The 21578-nt window shown below is 33.8% G+C and carries 13 protein-coding genes; 11 read left to right on the forward strand and 2 right to left on the reverse strand.

The genetic code is table 11. The annotated features are described in order from the left end of the window. The first annotated feature begins 65 nt into the window (after window positions 1–65). The 4 genes from HMPREF2542_RS05805 (at window position 66) to HMPREF2542_RS05820 (ending at window position 13605) form a co-directional block, all read left to right on the forward strand. Window positions 66–8789: a helicase-related protein gene (locus HMPREF2542_RS05805; RefSeq protein WP_070484528.1), complete on the forward strand. Its 8724-nt coding sequence runs from the start codon at window positions 66–68 to the stop codon at window positions 8787–8789. A 42-nt stretch (window positions 8790–8831) separates the two neighbouring features. Next, window positions 8832–9491, forward strand: a complete 660-nt coding sequence (locus HMPREF2542_RS05810) for a DNA-binding protein (RefSeq protein ID WP_070484530.1) — start codon at window positions 8832–8834, stop codon at window positions 9489–9491. 124 nt (window positions 9492–9615) lie between these two features. Beyond that, window positions 9616–9822: a helix-turn-helix domain-containing protein gene (locus tag HMPREF2542_RS05815; protein ID WP_009568426.1), complete on the forward strand. Its 207-nt coding sequence runs from the start codon at window positions 9616–9618 to the stop codon at window positions 9820–9822. Between the two features lie 9 nt (window positions 9823–9831). Continuing rightward, window positions 9832–13605: a YobI family P-loop NTPase gene (locus HMPREF2542_RS05820; protein WP_222562114.1), complete on the forward strand. Its 3774-nt coding sequence runs from the start codon at window positions 9832–9834 to the stop codon at window positions 13603–13605. 20 nt (window positions 13606–13625) lie between these two features. Here HMPREF2542_RS05820 and HMPREF2542_RS05825 read toward each other — a convergent pair whose 3' ends face one another. Both HMPREF2542_RS05825 and HMPREF2542_RS05830 read right to left on the reverse strand, forming a co-directional pair. Next, window positions 13626–14957, reverse strand: coding sequence for a relaxase/mobilization nuclease domain-containing protein (locus HMPREF2542_RS05825; RefSeq protein ID WP_009568430.1), 1332 nt, complete (start codon window positions 14955–14957; stop codon window positions 13626–13628). Window positions 14958–14962: 5 nt separating this feature from the next. After that, a complete protein-coding gene (locus HMPREF2542_RS05830) occupies window positions 14963–15313 on the reverse strand; it encodes a plasmid mobilization protein (protein ID WP_020998773.1) in 351 nt (116 codons plus the stop codon). A 367-nt stretch (window positions 15314–15680) separates the two neighbouring features. On the opposite strand from HMPREF2542_RS05830, the gene HMPREF2542_RS05835 reads away from it, so the two are divergent. From HMPREF2542_RS05835 to HMPREF2542_RS05860, 7 genes are all read left to right on the forward strand, one after another. Further along, window positions 15681–16061 (forward strand): GntR family transcriptional regulator, encoded by a 381-nt coding sequence (locus HMPREF2542_RS05835; RefSeq protein ID WP_004804317.1) that lies wholly within the window; start codon window positions 15681–15683, stop codon window positions 16059–16061. Then, window positions 16054–16902 carry an ABC transporter ATP-binding protein gene (locus tag HMPREF2542_RS05840; protein ID WP_004804320.1) on the forward strand — a complete coding sequence of 283 codons (849 nt, stop codon included), beginning with the start codon at window positions 16054–16056 and terminating at the stop codon, window positions 16900–16902. Before HMPREF2542_RS05835 ends, HMPREF2542_RS05840 begins: the two co-directional genes overlap by 8 nt. Then, entirely contained in the window at window positions 16902–17531 is a 630-nt protein-coding gene (locus HMPREF2542_RS05845) for an ABC-2 transporter permease (protein ID WP_070484533.1), read from the forward strand. The genes HMPREF2542_RS05840 and HMPREF2542_RS05845 overlap by 1 nt, the downstream gene beginning before the upstream one ends. Window positions 17532–17832: 301 nt before the next feature. Beyond that, window positions 17833–18243 carry a sigma-70 RNA polymerase sigma factor region 4 domain-containing protein gene (locus HMPREF2542_RS05850; RefSeq protein ID WP_007516616.1) on the forward strand — a complete coding sequence of 137 codons (411 nt, stop codon included), beginning with the start codon at window positions 17833–17835 and terminating at the stop codon, window positions 18241–18243. 486 nt (window positions 18244–18729) lie between these two features. Next, complete coding sequence (locus HMPREF2542_RS09790) at window positions 18730–18894, forward strand: hypothetical protein (protein ID WP_009568435.1); 165 nt, start codon at window positions 18730–18732, stop codon at window positions 18892–18894. Window positions 18895–18981: 87 nt separating this feature from the next. Further along, window positions 18982–20703 (forward strand): recombinase family protein, encoded by a 1722-nt coding sequence (locus HMPREF2542_RS05855; protein ID WP_070484536.1) that lies wholly within the window; start codon window positions 18982–18984, stop codon window positions 20701–20703. Window positions 20704–20819: 116 nt separating this feature from the next. Next, window positions 20820–21326 (forward strand): hypothetical protein, encoded by a 507-nt coding sequence (locus HMPREF2542_RS05860; RefSeq protein WP_058669645.1) that lies wholly within the window; start codon window positions 20820–20822, stop codon window positions 21324–21326. Window positions 21327–21578 lie beyond the last annotated feature (252 nt).

Genomic DNA, 21578 nt, shown 5'->3' on the forward strand with positions numbered 1-21578 from the left:
AATCAAAAGGTGATTAGAGTAAAATCTAACCACCTTTTTTGTTTGTAAAAAAGAAGGAGGTAAAAATGCGAATAAATGATTTTCATAACATTTTGGAGCTTGTAAAACAAGATGTGCTTCAAAGTGAAGCAGAATATCTAAAGCTCTTAAAGGTTGTCGGAAACAATCAGAGATATGACTTTAGAAGTCAGTTAAGTATCTATGATAGAAATCCTGAAGCGACAGCCTGTGCCAAGTTCGATTACTGGAGGGAACGCTTTAACCGAACCGTTATGCGAGGTCAAAAGGGTATCCCCATTTTAGAGGACTATGGCACACATAAGAAAGTGCACTATATCTTTGATATAGGTCAGACAGTTTCAAGAAACAGAGATGTCAATGAAGTAAATCTTTGGAAGTTTGACAAAGAAGTTCATAAGGATGTCCTAAAGGAAATGATAAACAGTGAGGGCTACGAAGAAAGCGAAAGCACCTTAGAAAATATCTTTTCTTTAAGCAGACTTTACGGTGATGAAAAGATAGACAGGCTTATGAATGAGCTTAGAATAGCAGATGAAGATAGAATATCATTTACCAAGTTTGTGAGAGATTCAGTGAGCTATGCAGTAGCTTCAAGGTTTCAGCTTGATTATCCGATAGATAACGAACTTTTGAGAGAGAATTTTCAAAGACTTGACAGCATTTCCCTTATGAGTCTTGGTGAAACCGTATCGGATATTAGTGGAAATATTATTGATGCAACCATTCAGAAAAGGAAAGAGCTTGATAAAGAAGTTTTAAGAGGTAAAGAAGCAGGATATAATAGGATTAGAGAAGAAATTGAGGAGGTAGAAGAAAATGTACTTCGACGAGATGATCAGGAAAGAAATGAAAACGAGCGAATTCTCCGAAATGGAGAGTACGGACGAGATAATAGAAAAAATCAGGGAGAATACGCTAAACAGCTTGGAGGAACAGACGGACTTTATAGCGGAATTCCCGAATCCGACTTTCGCAGTGATGAGGCTGGATTATCTTTCACAGAGCGAGGAGCAGAGCCACTTCGAGATGTTGGTAGACCTTCACAAGGAGAAGAAGCTGACAAATCACCTGATGGATATTCAGAAACAGGCGATAGAGTTTATGAGAGCAGAGAAGCCGAAACTGATGATGGCTTGGAAGATAGAGGACGAGAACCATCTGCAGTACAAAGCGATGATTTCAGCACTCAAAGAAATGACAATCAAGGAAGTAGTGGAAATCTAAAAGAGAATACGGAAGCAGAGATAAGAGAAGCTGATAAGGCTTCTTTTTCTTTGCCCGAAAATTCTTATGGACAGATGAGGCTTACTATTCCTCTTAATCAGAAAGACATAGACACTATCCTTATTAACGGAGGAAACCATGATGGTGGTAGGCTTCCCGTTATAGCAGAGTTTTCCAAAGGAAAGAACAATGAAGAATTGGGAGAATACCTTAAAGATACCTTTAGAGGTGGAAATGGATTTTACATTGATGAAAGAGAGGTATCTTCCTGGTATTCGGATAAAGGCATTCATTTAGCGTATGGGACTTCGGCAAGAGAAGATGATACGCAAATTTTAAGCTGGAGTGATGCGGCAAGCAGGATAAATGAGCTTTTGGAAACCGGAGAGTTTGCCACAAATGTAGAACTTTCTGAATCCCTTGATTATGAAAGAGATAGAATTTCAGAATCCCTATGGTATCTATATCACGATTTAAGCGAAGAAGGAAAAGCACAGGGGTATTTTGATTTTATAGAAAGAGGTGGTGGCTTTCCGGAAGAAACGAAAAGATTGTCTGAAGCATTAAAAAATCCTGAATATCTAAAAGAAACGATCAAAGAATATGGTAGGTTTTTAGCAGGATATAAAGAAAATAGAAATGTACTAAGATTTCACTATCATAAGGTGGATAGCCTTTATAAAAGATTGCAGGAACTTGAGATGCCACGAAGGGAATACAGTACCAATCTGATAGAGCTTCCTAAAGTAAAGCCGTTTATTACAGAAGATGAAGTCCTTGAAAGTCTTTCAAGAGGAAGCGGAATAGATAAGGGAAAAGAGCGAATTACAAAATTTTTCAAGGAAAATCATACGCTTCAAGAAAAAGCAAATTTCTTAAAAGATGAGTATGGCATAGGTGGAAGCTCTCATGCTGTTTCAGGTGCAATGGGAAGTGATGAATGGCACGATGCTAAGGGACTTAAATTACAGAAGAAAGATTGCAGTGATGTTTTTCTTACTTGGTCAAGTGTGGCAAAGCATATTGATGAACTGCTTTCTAAAAATCTTTATCTTGAGGAAAAGAAAATAGAAGGTAATTCAGAGATAGAAGAAGCAAAAGAACCACAATATTATTCTAAAGATGATCCTGAAAACTTAATGACCGATGAAATGCTTGAAAGAGTGCCTGAGCTTTATGCACAGGAAGATGTGTCTTTAGCTGACAAGGAAGTTCATGCTGCATATATCATTCCGTTTAGAAGTAATTGGACTTGGTATATGACAGAATACGATAGGGAAAGTGGAGATGCCTTTGGACTTGTACTTGGGATTGAACCTGAATGGGGCTATTTTAACCTTGAGGAGCTGAAAGAATTAAATGCCCAAAGGCTTATTTTAGAAGATTTTCCAAAGACCTTTAGAGAACTTAAAGATACAGAGCTTATAAAACAAATGGATGAACAGGAGCTTCGATTAGTCTTTAATGGAGAGCTTAGCTTTGAAGAAGAAACAGAGCTTGAAGTACCTAAAGAAGTAGAAGAAAGAATAGCTGCAACACCTGTTCAAGGTACGCTATTTGATTATTTCAAAGAAAGAGAAGAAGTAGAACTTAATGAAGAAAAGGAAAGCCTTACCGATGAATTTACAGTTAAAGAAGGTGATACCGTCTATTTCAACCATGAAGAATACAGGGTTAGGGAGATTGCTAAAAATCAAATCACAGGAAGAAATGATTTATGGCTTGATCCGGTAAGAAGTGGAAACCATCAAATCCCTATCATAGCGTTTGAAGATAGTGAGGACTTATTAAAGCAGATAAGCCTTGAAAGACCTAACTTTATTGTTGGAGATGAGGTTATACACAAGGACAAAAACTATACCATCACAGGCTTTGATGATATGGGAAATAATTTAAAGACAGTAACGGTTAAGGACAATACCGAATATCTTGGCGGTATGATAACAGGCTCCGATGTAATCCCTTATCGTCTTGAAAGCGATCTTGAGAGGATATTTGAAAATCTAACATATAAAAAGCCTGAAACTATTGCTAAAGAAAGTGAAATAAAGAGAGCAGAAGCTCATAACTTTAAGATTACGGAAGAAACTCTACCTGAAAAGTTATCTCCAAGTGAGAGATTAAACAATAATCTTGAAGCAATCTCTATGCTTAATCGTGTAGAGAGTGGACAAAGAGAGCTTGATACTACTGCTCAAGAAACTTTAGCAAAGTATGTAGGATGGGGCGGACTTGCTGATGTATTTGATGAAAGCAAAGAGGGACAATGGGAAGTTGCAAGAAGTTTCTTAAAGGAAAATCTATCACCATCTGAATATGAAGCTGTAAGGGAGTCAACCTTAACAGCTTTTTATACACCTAAAACAGTGATTGACAGCGTATATAAGATACTTGCAGGTATGGGATTTAAGAACGGTAATATTTTAGAGCCAAGTATGGGAGTTGGAAACTTTATCGGAAATCTTCCCGATGAAATGAGTAAGTCAAAGTTTTACGGTGTAGAGCTTGACTCAGTAAGCGGTCGCATTGGAAAACTCTTATATCCTGAAAGTGAAGTGCAGATTAAGGGATTTGAAGAAACTACCTTTTCCAATAACTTCTTTAATGCGGTTATCGGTAATGTCCCCTTTGGAGAATATAAGGTAAATGACAGGGAGTATAACAAAAATAATTTCCTTATTCACGATTATTTCTTTGCGAAATCCATTGATAAAGTCAGAAATGACGGTGTTATCGCCTTTATTACATCAAGCGGAACAATGGATAAAAAGGACGAAAGTGTCAGACGATACATTGCAGCAAGAGCAGAGTTTTTAGGAGCAATTAGACTACCGAATGATACCTTTAAGGGAGTTGCCGGAACGGAAGTAACATCGGACATTATCTTCTTAAAGAAAAGAGACAGTATCAGAGAAAGGGATGAGGACTGGATACATCTATCTGAAGATGAAAATGGTCTTACCTACAATAAATATTTTGTGGATAATCCGGAGCAAGTGCTTGGATCTATGGAGGAAGTATCAGGCAGATTTGGAAATACGATAGCTTGCCTTCCCAAAGAAAATGCTGACTTAAAGGAATTACTTGCAAAAGCAGGCACAGAAATATCAAAGACCGCAAAGTATGAAGAAATAGAGCTTTTAGATGATGAAATCAGCACAATACCTGCAACAGATGATGTTAAAAACTTCTCCTACACCATTATTGATAATGAGGTGTATTACAGAGAAAACTCACTTTTCGTAAAGAAAGAAGTAACGGATAAAAACAAGGAAAAGATTAAGGATTATCTTGAGCTGAATACTGCCCTTAAAGATGTTATTTATAAGCAAAAGGAAGATTTTTCCGATGATGAAGTAAGGAAAGCTCAGGAAAAGCTAAATGAAGTCTATGACAGTTTTTCTAAAAAGCATGGGTATGTCAATAACCTTTCCAATACCAGAGCCTTAAAAGAAGATAGTAACTTCCCGCTTGTATCTTCCATAGAAATCCTTGATGAAGAAGAAAACTTTAAGGCTAAGGGAGATATTTTTTCAAAAAGAACAATAACAAAGGCAAAGACAATCGACCATGTAGATACTTCCATTGAAGCTCTTGTGTTATCTATGTCTGAAAAAGGTTATGTGGATTTTGACTATATGGGAAGTCTTACAGGAAAAGACAGACCGACTTTGATAGAAGAACTTAGAGGAGAGATTTACTTAAACATCAGAGAAGAACAAAATTTTTATAGACCGTTATCCTTTAATCTCGAAGATGGGGATTTACCTTTTGCCTGTGCAAATGGCAGTAATTCATATAAATATGGCTATGTAACAAAAGATGAGTACCTATCAGGAAATATCAGAGAAAAAATTGCGATTGTTGACAGTTATCTATCAAAACTTAGACAAACGGAAAGAGAACTGCCTCATCTTGGCTATGCGGAAGATGGCAAAGAAAAAGAGCTGATAAGCTATGAGATGAACCGCTTGGAATACCAAAAGGCGGAGCTTACAAAAGTTTTACCAAAGGAGCTTGAAGCAAGTGAGATAAATGTTCGTCTTGGAGCAACTTGGATACCGATTAAGGATATTGAAAAGTTTATCTTTGAAACACTGAAAACACCGGGCTGGGCAAGATGGGATATTAAGGTTAAATTTTCAAATCTCACAAGCGAATGGAATATTGAAGGAAAAAGCAAAGACAGAGGAAATGACCTTGCTGAAATGACTTACGGTACGAGCAGAGTAAGTGCCTATAAGCTGATTGAAGATGCTTTAAACCTTAAAGAAACAAAGGTATTTGACCAGCTTGTAAATCCTGACGGCTCTAAAACTTCTGTGCTAAATAAAAAAGAAACTCTCCTTGCAGGGCAGAAGCAGGAACTATTAAAAGAAGAATTTAAGAACTGGATATTTAACGATCAGGAAAGAAGAAACAGACTTGTAAAACTGTATAATGAGCGTTTTAACTCTATCAGAAATCGTGAATATGACGGCAGTAACCTGTCTTTTGAGGGAATGAATACGAAAATAGAGCTTAGACCTCATCAGAAAAATGCTATTGCAAGAAGTTTGTATGGCGAAAATACCCTGCTTGCTCATGTGGTTGGTAGTGGAAAGACCTTTGAAATGGTGGCTTCTGCAATGGAATCTAAAAGGCTTGGGATGTGTTCCAAGTCATTATTTGTAGTACCGAATCACTTAACAGGTCAAATTGGTAGAGAGTTTATGCAACTTTATCCATCAGCTAACATTATGATGGCAGATAAAAAAGACTTTGAGCCGAAAAATAGAAAAAGATTTATCGGCAGAATTGCCACAGGCGAGTACGATGCCGTTGTAATCGGGCATACGCAGTTTGAAAAAATTCCGATGAGTAAAGAATATCAGGAAAAGCATATTCAGGATCAGATTGATGAAATCATCAACTATGTTGAGGAATACAAACACGACAGAAATCAAAACTTTACGGTAAAGCAGCTTGAAAAGACAAAGAAGAAACTTGAAACAAGGCTTGAAAAACTAAACGATGATTTTAAGAAAGATGATGTCATTACTTTTGAGGAACTTGGTGTTGATAAGCTCTTTATCGATGAGGCACATAACTACAAAAACCTCTATCTTTATACAAAAATGAGGAATGTAGCAGGTATCGGACAGTCTGAAGCATTTAAGTCCTCCGATATGTTTATGAAGTGTAGATATATGGATGAAATGACAGGTGGAAAAGGTATTGTCTTTGCCACAGGAACTCCTGTATCAAATTCCATGACAGAGCTTTATACTATGCAGCGTTATCTTCAGTACGAAAGCCTTAAAAAGAATAATTTAGAGCATTTTGACTCTTGGGCTTCTACCTTTTGGGAAACACAGTCTGCCTTTGAACTTTCTCCTGAAGGAACAGGATACAGGGTAAAAACAAGATTTTCAAAGTTCTATAATCTTCCGGAGCTTATGTCTATGTTCAAGGAGGTTGCAGATATTCAGACAGCAGATATGCTCAATCTTCCAACACCTGAAGCACATTATGAAGTTATTAAGACTTTGCCAAGTGAAGAGCAAAAGGAAATCCTAAAGAGCCTATCTGAAAGAGCTGATGATGTCAGAAACAGAGTGGTAGAGCCTGATGAGGATAATATGCTGAAAATCACCAATGACGGTAAGAAACTTGCCTTAGACCAGCGTTTAATCAATCCTCTACTACCCGATAATCCTGACAGCAAGGTCAATGTCTGCGTGAAAAATGTGTTTGCCATTTGGGATAAGACAAAAGATGATAGGTCAACACAGCTTCTATTTTCCGATATGTCCACACCGAAAGGCGATGGAGAGTTTAATATCTATGATGATATTCGAGAAAAACTTGTAAATTTAGGTATTCCAAAAGAAGAAATTGCCTTTATCCATGAAGCCAACTCCGATAAACAAAAAGATGAACTCTTTGCAAAGGTAAGAAAAGGCGAAGTTCGTATCTTAATGGGTTCTACTCAGAAGATGGGAGCCGGCACGAATGTTCAAAACAAGCTGATTGCACTCCATGACCTTGATGTCCCTTGGCGTCCTGCTGATTTAGAACAGAGAGCAGGAAGAATTGTAAGACAGGGTAATGAAAACAAAGAAGTGAATATCTATCGTTATGTAACGGAGAATACCTTTGATGCGTACCTTTGGCAGACCATAGAGAATAAGCAGAAATTCATTTCCCAGATAATGACCAGTAAAACACCTGTCAGAGTGGCGGAAGATGTGGACGAAAGCTCACTTAACTATGCAGAGATAAAAGCCCTTGCAACAGGAGATGCAAAGATTAAGGAAAAGATGGACTTGGATAATGAGGTTACAAAACTTAAAATGCTTGAAGCAAACTTCAAGTCCAACCGTTATAGGTTAGAAGATAAGGTCGCAAAAAATTATCCGGAAGAAATCGCAAGGACGGAAAAGTTAATTGAGGCTGTAAAGAAAGATATAGCAAATGCAGAACCTAAAGCAGAGGGTGAGGAAAAGTTTACTTCGATTACCATAAAAGGCGAGAGAATATTTGATAAAAAGATTGCAGGAGAAAAGCTACTTGAAGCTATCAAAACTGTAAAAATCAATGAAAGTAAGATGATAGGCAAGTATAGAAATATGGATTTAGAGGTCAGTTATAATTTCTTTACCAATGAGCATAATTTCAGCTTAAACGGTGCTGCAAAGCATTCAGGAGAGCTTGGCACAAGTGCAGACGGTAATATCATAAGACTGGATAATGCCATTGAGAAAATGCCTGAGAAATTAAATAGACTTGAAGAAAAACTTATCAGCACAAAGGAACAACTGGAAAATGCCAAAGAAGAACTTAAAAAGCCGTTTGAAAAGGCAGATGAATTGAAAACTAAAGTATTAAGGCTTGCCGAACTGAATAAGCTGCTTGATATGGGAGAGGTAGAAGAAAAGAGAAATGACAATCCCCTTGTGGAAGATGTAAAACGAGCGATCATTGACTTCTGTAACATAGAGTATGAAGAAAACCACAGTTATGATGAGTTTGACAAGTTATACCCTGATTTAAAGCATATAGGTATTGCCTACACCAATACTCCGGATGAAAGACATAGTATTCAGTACGAGTTAAATTTAGAGGATAAGACATGGACACAGTATATTGATGATATACCAATCAAAACCGAGAGCTTCGACTATGAAAACAAGGGAGAAAATGAAGCTCTAAGGAATATGAAAAATGAAATAGAGCTATCCTCTTTTGAAGATTTAGTCTATGTGGATTCCGAGGACTTAAAGGCAGCTCTCGGACTGGACATTGATGATGAGGGAAACTTCTATGATCCGCTTACAAAAGACCTCGATAATGACGGTATTCCTGATAGATATGACAATGACTTTAGGGACAGCGATTACTTTGAATCAACCTATGATGTGGAAGATAATCTACACACAAAAGAAGAAACTTCCCGAAGAACAGAAGATAAACCGTCTATTTTAGGACAGATCAGAGCTTATCAAAGTGAAAGCGAAACGGAAGAGAAACAAACTACAAAAGAACAGGAATATGCAAGATAAGGGAGCGAAAAGCTCCCTTTTACCATGAAAGGAGATAAAAACATGGATTACAAAACAATGAGAGATAGAATCGAAGATATGATAAATGATAACCATAAAGACTTTGTAAAAGCGGTTATCAGTATGGAAAAAGGCATTAACGATGAAAGTGCATTAGACAAACTATATGATGCATATATGGACAATGACACCATCAATTTACTACATGAGGAATTTGACTATATGATTGAAGATTTAAAAGAACAGGGACAGATAAAAGACCTGCCTTATGTTCAGGAGGAGAAAGATAACCTTATAAATATTGTGGGTAATATTATAGGCAATGTTGATGTAGTTGAAAGAGAGAATAAGAATGGAGAAGCCTTTAAGGTAGCAAATTTTTCCGTTGTATCTAAAGACGATGAGGGTAATAAGGTATATCATAATTGCTCTGCTTATGGAGAGAAAAGTGGTATTTCAAAAGACTTTAAGCAGGGAGATTTCGTAAAACTCTTTGGACAGATTAGAACTTCCATTGACGATAATGGTAAGGAGCATAGTAATATTAGAATAATTTCTTCAAAGCTCTTAAAGGCAAAGGAACAAATGAAAGGACAGGAGAAAAAGAAAGAATCTGTACTTGGAGCTATTAAAAAATATCAGGCTGAAGATAAGGAAAAGCCAAAAGAAAAGAAAGAAGCAAGAAAAGAAGCTGAGAGATAAATTTATGGTCGGTGTGGTCTTAGGACTGCACCGGCTCTTTTTTGTTGTGCTTTGTAAGTTGTTTGTGAAATATGCTATAATAATGTATGAAAAATACAGATTCATGGAGAAAAGAGGTGGTTTGATGAAATTTAGTTACAATGGTTTATGGAAGTTGTTGATTGATAAAAACATGAAAAAGAAAGACTTAATTGACAGAACAGGGATTTCACCAACAACGGTATCAAAGATGACTAAAGGCGAAGCTGTTTCCCTTGCTATTCTTGGTAAAATTTGTGAGGATTTGGGTTCAGATATAGGAGACTTAATTTGTCTTGATAAAGAAAGATAGGTGATATGGATGATGGAAGATACAAAACATAATAAATTCAATGCACTTACCCCTGAAGGGTTAAAAGAAAATAAGCAAATATATACGGAAGCACTTGATTATGTTTTTAGTAATAACGATATAAAAAATATCGCTATTACTGGTATATATGGTGCAGGGAAAAGTACCGTATGGAACACTTATGTTCATCAAAAAGGATTAAGCAATGTAATTACCGTTTCTTTGGGAAAATATAAAAATAATATTAATGATGACGATATTCTAAAAGAAGTATCGGTGACTAAGTTTGCTAATTCAGAAACTGATAGTGCTGAGGATAGGCTTAGAAATGAAAATCAAAGAACAGTGGATATAGATGATGACAATAGAGTGGAAAGACAGATCATTAATCAGATACTATCTCAGATAGAATCAAAGAAAATACCACTTAGCAAATATGGTTTTAAATCAAATAAAAGCATTCCTAATATATGTTTACAGTCATTGGCGTTTCTATCAATAATATGTTCAATATTACTTTGGATAACAAAAGATACTTTTATACCTTTTATTAATGAATCACATAAAAATTTTAATGAAGGGTCATTAATGCTTTTATGTGCTTTACTGTTGTTTGTGCCGTTGTTTTATTATTTGTATATATTTTATAGAGGAAGTAAGATTAGGATTTCTAAAATAACATTCAAAGGTGCAGAAGCAAATTTAAATGATGATAAGAGCGATGAGTCAGTATTAGATAGAGACATAAAGGAGTTAGTTTATTTACTAAGAAGCGCTGGTACAAAAATTGTTGTTTTTGAAGATTTAGATAGATATAACAGTACATCTATTTATACAAAGTTGAGAGAACTGAATTTTCTCTTAAATCACTATGTAAAAATAAGTGGAGATAAGAATCCTGTGAGGTTTATATACATGCTCAAAGATAGTCTGTTTTTTTCTAAAAACAGAACTAAATTCTTTGACTTTATTCTACCTATTGTTCCTATTGTGGATTCAAAGACATCAGAAAATGAGCTTATCGAACTTTTTAAAGCAGTTGAAAATGCACCAGATCGGAGCGTATTAGCGGATATTTCTTTATATGTAGATGATATGAGACTCCTTAAAAATATAGTTAATGAATATATTGTGTACTCTAAAATTATACCATTAGGACAGATTGATTTGGAGAGCAACAAGCTATTTGCTCTAATCACTTTAAAGAATATATTCCCCAATGAATTTGATCTTTTGCAGGAAGATAAAGGATTTATAAGAACTGTATTTGATAAATTAGAAGCTAATAAGAAAAAAGTTGTTAATAATCTTAATCAGAAATTGATAAAAATTGATGATGATCTTGAATTTATTAGGGATAGAGTTGATAATGATAAATTCAAAGCAATGGCATTGATGATTCAATCAGATGTCGGACATTATTATCAGGAAACAAGAACTTGGGCTGAGTATCTAAAAGAATGGAGTAAAAAGCCAGATGAGCAGGCTTATATCATGTATTCTGGAGGGAGGTCATCTTTTTCATATAATGAATTTATAAACAGATTTGTTTTGAATAATGATGAAAAAAGGGTATTAATTGAGAAATTGCCAGAAGATTTTTCGCTGGAAGTAAATAAACATAATTCTGATAGAGAAAAAATCAAAAAACAAATCAGAGATATTGAGATATATAGCTATAAAAAGCTGATATCTATTATGAGTGCTGAGCAAAAAGATGAGTTGTTTTTAATTGATGGTTTTGATATTGTAGAAAGCCATTACTTTCCTTTAATTAGAGTTTTAATTTTAGATGGTTTATTGGATGAAACATACTGGTATTATAAAGGAAACTTTAATGTAGATAGATCAAATACATTGAAGCGTAATGACATAATCTATGTAAAGGGCTTAAAAGAAGGAAAAGAACTTGATATCTTTTTAGATGTAGAAACACCTGAACAGATTATAAATCGCTTGAAATTAACCGATTTTAGCCGTGATAATATACTCAATAAGAAAGTATTAAAAACATGTATAGAGAAAAATAATATTAAATGCGTAATAGCCATAACAGATTCAGTTGATGTTAATGGCAAGTATGAGGATTTAGTTAGAATTTTAGACGAGTTTGATTTAGAGTTAGTAAGAACATATTCTAATATACTGATTAATGATAAGTCAGATAGACTTGTTAGCATTTTGGAATATTGTGAAGATGAAAGTGTTGAAACATTTAAAAACATACTGATTTCAGTTGCAACAAATAAAACTATAGCTTTAGATAATTTAGTTGTATTTAAGGAATATATAGAACAAAACGAGAACTTAATTTCTTTAATACCCGAGGGACAATTTGATGTTTTCATTGACAACATTTGTTCTGCGGACATCAAGTTTGAAGATGTGTCAGAAGCAAATTGTGATAAAGCAAGATTGGTAGCTGTTGAGCAGATTAAGGCATATAAGCTGAACGTTAGAAATTTGATATTTATAAGTGAAGCGATATTGGAAAAGACGATAAACTACGGAAGTTTATTGAATGAGATATTTAAATCTTTGCAATTATCGTCAAGTAAAGAGTATATAGAGGATAATTTTTCGAGCATTGTATCTAACTATGTAGATGAAAACAAGAGTGAAAAAAACTATACCAACAACGAAGAGATACTGTTTAAAATTCTTAATTCAGATATTTCAGATGAAGATAAATTTGAGTATGTAGAGAAGAACGAAACAGTAATTTCAAAGTTAGCTGATCTACAGAACGGCTCTGTAAATACAAAAATATTGGATTGCTTATTTCGTAAAAATAAGGTTAAGTTCTGCTCAGATAACATAGCTGCATATTGGAATATGGTTGAAGAATATAGTGATGATTTCATTGAATATCTTGACAACAACTTAGATGAAAATAACTATGAAGATATACTAAGAAATAATGTATCGATTTGTAATACCTTTATAAATAGTACGAGAGTAAGCGATAAAATTTTTGAATTCGTCATAAAATGTGCGGATGAACCAATAAGTAATATCAATCATAAACTAACGCAAAATAGAGTTAATATTTTAGTTACCCATAGATTGATTGAAGTGACAGAGAAGAATATAGAAGTTTTATGGAATAACACATACAATACCGAATTGACTTTGTTGGCAAATGGTGATGAAGAGGTAGAGGATATCGTTATTAATACGCTATTAAAATATGACCTTTCCGATAATTTAATATATAGTTTAGTTAATAGCAAACTTTCGGATGAAAATTCTTTGAATTTAATAAATTTAATAAAGGACAGTGTTTTAGTAGAAAGGATAAATCCGGATAAAAGATCTATCATAAAAGCCGTTATAAAGGAAGATTTATCTTTGGAAAACATTAACTATATATGTAAATCCTTTGAGATGTTTGAGCTAAAAGATGAGTTTATAGAGTCATTAGATGATGAAGACAAATTGGAGAAATTGGAAGACGAAAATCTTAATGAAGATTTTATGAATTATGTCTTAAACTCATCAAACATAAAAATAGATACGAAGGTATCATTGATTAAAACAAAGATAAATAATCACTCTGATATAAATACTTTGAAACAGTATATATCTTCAGTTTTGGAAATAGCTGATTTATCAAGTGTTTGGAATAGGAGACAACCATTATTAGATAATGAGTATAAAGAAAGAATAGGACAAGCGTTAATAAACTCAGGTTATGTTAGACCTCGTAAAGACAAGTATGGTAAACGAATTATGCTCATAAAGCGACTGAGAAATATTACTGTTGATACACGTCTATTGTAGAAAGAGAGGTAGGCTTTTTTCTACCTTTCCATCTCCTTACCCATATAAATCCCATAGTTTTTGCGTATCTTGTAAAGTTCGTCCATCGTGGTTTTGGAGGAAGAATACTCTTGCATGAGGGTATTCTTTTTTTCTTGCAATTTATCAAGTTTATCTAAAATATACCTTGAATTTGGGAGCTTGGAATAGGATTTTTTAAGCTCTGAAAGAGCATTTTCATATAGGGTAATCTGAGCTTTGTACTCTTCAAAAAATGCCTTGTCAGACGGACTTGCCGTATATTCTTTGTAGTATTGCCTATATTTTTTTACAGTATGAACTTGCTCCATATTGGAAGAAAGCTGCTGTATTTCCTTGTCAATAGCCTTGACTTTATCCTGTAAATCTTGCCTTTCATCGGCTGCTTTCCTGATATAATCATCAAGCTGCTTAACGGATTTAATGCCATGTTTTCTGATAAAGATAACGGATTCTGCCATTGTATTAAGGTTATGTTTGGTTGCCCAATATTTGTAGCCTTTACTCTCCTTTACCTTCGCATTGGTATTCATATCAATGACATTTCCAATGCGTTTTTTGACAGCAGGGGTTTTAATAGACACTCTTTCTGCAATGTGTTCTTTTAATCTTTCTTCGGTATAATCTTCTCCGATTGTTTTAGCTCTTGTAAATCTCGGCTTATCTTTCGGCTTAAAAGCAATGTGTTTGCCATACTTAATTTCATAGCCAAGCTCAGCCATCTTCTTTAGAAATTCATCCCAATCATGAGATTGCCTTATCATTCTGTCAATGTCAAATTGAAGTCTGCTTTTCCAAGAAGTACCACGCTTTGCCTGTTCGTTTTCATACCAAGACTTACCATTAATTTTATATTTTTTCTTATAGCTTTCGTAAAATTCGTCAATGACAGATAAGTTGTTTTCTTTGCACAGTTTATCACTTTGATATCTGATTTTATGATAACTTTTCTTATTGGACTGATAGCATTTGCCGGTAACCATATTTACATTGTTAAAGATGATGTGGTTATGAATATGCCCCTTATCTATGTGAGTAGATAAGACAAATTCATACTCATTTTTTAATATCTTTTTACACAGTTTCATACCAATCTGGTGTGCTATTTCAGGCGTAGTTTCTCCCGGTAAAAAGGATTGAATAAGATGTCTTGCAAGAACAGTTCCTTTTGTTCCTGCATCATTTCGTGTTCTTAAAAATTGTGTATGAGCAGTTTCTTGATGACATTTATGTGTACTTACCAAGATTTGTTCATCTGTTTTTTCTCCATTTACGATGTAGTCAATGGCAAGATTAAGGGTTGATTTTATAGGGTGTATTTTTGTAATAGCCATAAAAACTAATCACCTCCTGAAGTCTTGTTAAGGAGCAGGGAATGAATTTGCCATAGCTCTTTTGAGAATTGTTCAATCTCTTTCTTTATACCGCTGATGTCCTCTTTGTAGATTATACCTGTCGAATTTACTCTCTTTGCAATCTGATTGATGTTGTTTGTAGCATTGGAAAGCAAACCTTGTAAATCTCTGAAAGGTTCTAAATCTACTTGATATATTTCCTTTTCTAAAACGCATTTGCGGATAAAATGGCTCATATTTCTGCACTTCGCAAGTTTTTGTTTCTCTTCAAAAAGAGCCTTTTCTTCTTCGGTCAATTTAATTTCAAGTCTTTCATTTCGTATTCTATTTGCCATAAGTAATTCCTCCTTTAGATGTATTTCGGGGTCTTAGGGTTCTCCCTAACAAGTCAAAAATTGATAAAAAAAGAAGCAGATCCCAAAGGGCTGCTTCATCAAATTTTCCGTAAGTGTCCGTACACTTACTGTGCTTGCTACAAAAGAATGAATTAGATAGCAAGCATTAAGCTAATTTAAAATCTATGATTTAATTATACCAGATAAGAGTGATAATGTCAGCATAAAAAAAATTTGGAGTTGCAAAAGAAAAGTAATCATTTTTAAACATGATCGCTCCTACTGATTTTTAAATATTGAACTTATATAACTGTTATGGTATAATAGAAACAGATAGAACAGAAATAACAGTCGGAGGATATGGAAGATGAATATACAGATTAATAATTCAAGTGATGATCCGATTTATTTGCAGATAAAAAATCAAATAAAGGCACAGATTATTTCGGGAGAATTAAAGGTTGGGGAGCAATTGCCATCCATTAGATTTTTAGCTAAAGAACTTCGAGTGAGTATGATTACTGCTAAAAGAGCTTTTGATGAACTGGAACTTGATGGTTTCATTAATTCAGTGCAAGGAAAAGGTAATTTTGTTGCGGCTCAGAATAGAGAACTTATTCGTGAAGAATATTTAAAGCGAATTGAATCAAAGCTGCAAGAGGTTGTTGAGCTTTCAGAAATTGTAGGTGTATCCAATGATGAATTGGTACAGATGCTTAGGAGTTATGTGGAGGGGAAATATGAGTAATTATGCTATTGAAATTAAAAACTTGGTTAAAAAGTTTGATGGCTTTACATTAGGGCCGATAGATTTGTCTATTCCTAAAGGGACTATCGTCGGATACATTGGTCAAAACGGAGCAGGTAAAAGTACAACAATAAAATTGTTATTAGGATTGCTTAAAATAGATTCAGGAGAAATTAAAATTTTAGGTTATGATAATCCTAACAGTATTGAGTTGAAAGATAAACTTGGAGTTGTGTTCGATGAGTTATTAGTGCCGGAAGAGATGACACTTGTTGATTTGGAAAAATTTTGTTCAAGGGTCTATTCAAAGTGGGATAGAGAATTTTTCTATCAACTAAAAAAGAAATTTAATTTATCTGAAAAACAGACTATTAAAAATTATTCTCGTGGAATGAGAATGAAATTATCTATGGCAGTAGCTTTATCTCATAATGCTGAAATTCTTATATTGGATGAAGCTACAAGTGGATTGGATCCAATTGTAAGGGAGGAAATTTTAGATTTGCTTCTTGACTTTATGCAAGAAGAAAATCACACAATTCTAATCTCTTCACATATTTTATCGGATTTAGAGAAGGTGGCAGACTATATCGCTTTTATCAATGATGGTAAGGTTCTTTTTGTGGAAACAAAGGATGAACTAAAGGAAAACTATGGTATCTGTACTTTATCTAATGAAGAAGTTAAAAATCTTGATGAAGAAGCCATTATTGGAAGAAGGGTACACTCATTTGGACAAGAGCTGCTTGTTAAAAGAAATCTTATTCCGGATGGAATAACATTACAAAAACCGTCTATCGAAGATATTATGATTTATTTTGTGAAAGGAGATAAAAGGTAATGACTGCATTGATATTAAAAGATATAGCTACTTTAAAAAAGACGCTGCTATTGACGATTACTATTTGTATTGCACTCGCTGTGTATGGGATATATGAAAATGCGATTTTTATGATTCCACTTATATGTGCAATGATACCGTTAATTTTAACTGCTATCGCTTTTGGCTATGATACGAAATCGAAGTTTGAACAATTCGCCTTTTCGATGCCTATTAAAAAAAGCAGCTTTGTATTAAGTAAATTGTTTTTTGCGTTTGTATTTGGGTTAGTTGGTTCAGTATGTTTATTTGTTCTATTTGTAGTTAAAAATGAGATGTCGATAGATAACATCGTATTTATCTCACTGATTACATTAGTTGCAAGTGTTTTAATGTCAGCGATTCAACTACCGTTTATCCTAAAATATGGTGCTGAAAAGGGCAGGCTGATTATGGTGATAACCTACTTTGTAATATTTGCTCTATCTACTTTTTTAAAAGAAAAATCAGATTTACTTGCGAATATGGTGGAGCTTTTCAGTAAGTATTCAATGGTAATGATTTTTATTGGAATAGTCTTGGTAGGACTTGTTATTATAGGGATTGCCATAAAAATATCTATTTCAATTATGGATAAAAAAGAATATTAGAGAAAATTAGGATGGATTACAAAAGAATTTAGCAGGAGTGAATTATAAAAGATATAAGGAGTGGATGGGAAAATGCAAAAAAACATTTATTGCATTATAAAGATTGATAAGATTATGAATAACCCTTTTTCTTATATTGCATTCTACAATATCTCATCCTTATGCATATTCCGTTGAACAATTAAAAACATTTCTTAGAAGAAAGTATTTCTTTCATTTTAGAGGACTTCTTATGCTTAGATGCAGGAGTCCTCCTTTTTTGCCTGAAAACAAGCAGACAAAAAAGAATGGAGGAAACTTTATGGCAAAAGAGTATTACCTTTATGTCAGAGGACAAAAGGTGAAAGTCAGTGAAGATATTTATAAAGTCTACTGGCAGGAAAAAGAACACGAAAAGTATTTAGAGCAGGTGGACAAGAAAAACCACTTGCTCTTTTTTTCATCATTGGATCATGACGGACACTTTGTAGATAATATTGTTGATGAAAGTGTTGATGTAGAAAAGATTGTTGAAACACAGATGATGATTGAAGCAGTCAGAAATGCTATATCAAGACTTAATGCAGAAGAAAAGGATATTATTGAACGTTTGTATTTTAATGATGAAACTGTTCGTTCAGTAGCAAAGCTCAAAAGTATTACACATCCAGCTTTAATCAAAAGAAGAAACAAAATTCTTGAAAAGCTGAAAAAATTTATCGAAGAACTTTAAAACTTCGGTAACCAAAGGGGTCAAATTTTCCTTATGTAAAGTGAAGGGGAGTTTGACCTCCTTTACTTTCTTGAGTAAGAGATACGCCTGCTTATGGCAAATAGGAAAATGTAAAGAAAACAATCCCTTTCAAATATTGCTCTTTGACAATTGAATAGACCAAGGTAGGACTTTATCTACTTGTGGAGAATTATGACTTACGCCATGACCTTTCTGCTGAAAGTAATTTCGGTTTTATGAATACTGTGTTAACCAAGGATACAAGAAAGCGAGCGGTAAATAAGAATACATAAAAAACAGAGGTGGCAATCTGTTCGATGATACGAGTAGTGATAATGATACTTCAATAGTTTAAGCTGCCTCGTCTGGAACAAGGGGCAGAGGTGAGATTCCTATGTAGCAGCCAATGCACCTACCAATGTCATAAAACTTAGTAAGAAAAATAATATGTGATTATAGATGATTTAAAGCGGAGGAGGTGTATTAGTGGATAATGACTGGAATGGATTGGCTGATTTGATAGCAAATCTGATTACAAAATATGCTGGAGTTTTAGATTTAGATAATCTTCCAAATCCAACTCCAGTAAAAAGTACAGAAGGTAAAAATAAATTTGACATGGCAAAAACACAGATTGAGAAAAAGCAATAAAAGTGATATAATATACTTGATATATAAGTCCAAACCATAATTGGTAAAAATATAAAGATATAGAAAAAGGATATTGAGGTTAATGCTATGTCAAAAGAAAAAATAAAAGTATACCTCTATACAAGAGTATCTACATCAATACAGATAGACGGTTATTCTTTAGAGGCACAAAAATCAAGAATGAAGGCTTTTGCTCTCTATAATGATTATGAGATTGTTGGTGAATACGAAGATGCAGGTAAGTCTGGAAAATCTATAGAAGGTAGAGTTCAGTTTACTCGTATGATGGAAGATATAAAATCCGGAAAGGATGGAGTGTCTTTCGTTCTTGTATTTAAATTATCGAGATTTGCAAGAAATGCTGCTGATGTACTTTCGACTTTGCAAATAATGCAAGATTTTGGAGTAAATCTTATTTGTGTTGAAGATGGAATTGATTCATCTAAAGATGCAGGTAAATTGATGATTTCTGTTTTATCAGCAGTGGCTGAAATAGAAAGAGAAAACATTCGTGTCCAAACAATGGAAGGTCGTATTCAAAAGGCAAGAGAGGGTAAATGGAATGGTGGATTTGCTCCATACGGTTATCAACTGATTGATGGAAAGTTGTTAATAAATGAGGAAGAAGCAATTGCAATAAGAACTATTTTTGATCAATATGTAAATACAAGTATTGGAGCTAATGGTCTTTCTAAATATTTAGAAAAGCATGGTATAAGGAAAATACCAAGACAAAATGGGAAAAATCCATTGTTTGACGCAGGTCTTATAAGAAAAATATTAAAGAATCCTGTGTATAACGGGAAAATAGCATTTGGAAGAAGAACTTTAGAAAAAGTTCATGGTACAAGGAATGAATACAGACAAGTAGAGCAGGACGATTATTTAGTAGCAGAAGGCATTCATGAAGCGATAATCCCAGATGAATTGTGGCAGGCTGCACAAGTTAAACTGAAAGCACAAGCTAAAAAGTATGAACATGTAAATAAGGGCAAGAACATAAGGACACACTTATTATCAGGAATAGTAAAGTGTCCAATATGTGGAGCTGGAATGTTTGGGAACAAATCTATAAAATATAAAAAAGATGGGACGAAGTATAAAGACTTCTATTACTATGGTTGTAAGCATAGACTTATGAATAGAGGACATAAATGCACCTATAACAAACAAATTAGAGAAGAATTGTTAGACGATGCCGTTGCTGAGGTAATAATCAAGTTAGTAAGCAATCCTAAATTTGCGTCTATGATACAAGAAAAAATTAAGATGAAGGTTGATACATCTGCTATTGAAAATGAGATAGATAATTACCAAAAAGAGCTGAGAAAAAGTCATTCTACAAAATTTAAGCTCATTGAAGAAATAGATAATTTAGATGTTGAGGATAAACACTATAAGAGAAGGAAGAATGATTTAGATGATAGACTTTATCGTATGTACGATAAAATTGAGGATTTAGAGAGTCAGTTAATAGAAGCTAAAGCAAAAAAAGAAACAATAGAAGCTGAGAAACTTACTGGCGATAATATATATAAGGTTTTGATTTATTTTGACAAACTTTATAAAGTCATGAACGATGTTGAACGCAGACAGTTAATAGAAGCACTCATTTCAGAAGTTCAAATTTATGAAGAGAAACAGGCGAATGGGCAATGGCTAAAATCCATTACTTTTAAGCTACCTATTATTGATGAAAATCTAAATATAAGTTTGGACAATGATGAGCAAGCCGAGGTAGTATCACTGCTTATACGAGATGATCTATCAGCGAAGTGTAAGGAAATGGTCTGTTCTGAGATAAGATAAGACTTTAGATAAGAAGTTTTTATTGAAGTATTGTATTGATATGTAGATTATATTTTAATTTTGGGAATTAGGACGTAATACGAAATCTGGGAATACTGATATAACAGTTGAAGATAATGAAGGTACACCTTGAAGCTAAGACTTTTGGAAATGAATTTGATAAAGAGTGGAAAAATACAGAAGTTGATGGTGGTCAACTTTTCTCATATGAAAAACAAGAAAATAAGGCAAGAGCTCTAGTTTTATATGCTTCTCAAATTGAAGCTGGTGAGATTAAACGGCTGTATCATGCAATTCATTTGATTGATAATACCGATTTTCTTTCAACTCTGGATAATCCAAAATCATATAATGATGCTAAAGGAGGAAATGACAAATTCGAAATTTGGCGTGATGTCTATCAACAAGATTATGTTACAAATGGAGTATTAGAAGCTAACATTAAGCCTTTTGAAATTGAACAAGCGAAATATTCAATTGCTGATTTAAAAGAAATCGCACATGATGAAGTTCAAAAAAAATATAATCAATTTGCAACAATTCTTCATAAGTATAATGTTGGCGGACGTGAAAATGCCTTCGATAAACTCGTCAATCTCTTCTTAGCAAAAATTGTAATATAGAACATCAGAATGAAGCAATAAAACAAATAGAAAAATTAGAAGATTTGATTGTGATTGAAGAAAGTAAGATTGTAGAAATTCAAAAACAGAAAACAGATATCCTAGAAAGATATTTAAATGAATAAAAAGTATTTTTGAGTAGGTGTAACATTTACCTGATTTAAATCTGTTGAATTCCAAGGGCAAATCAATCAATTTTATTTCTCAGCATAGATAATCGTCAAGCATATATAGGAAACATTCTCCTCTTTG

This window comes from Streptococcus sp. HMSC034B05, from assembly GCF_001809055.1.
Lineage (GTDB): Bacteria > Bacillota > Bacilli > Lactobacillales > Streptococcaceae > Streptococcus > Streptococcus constellatus.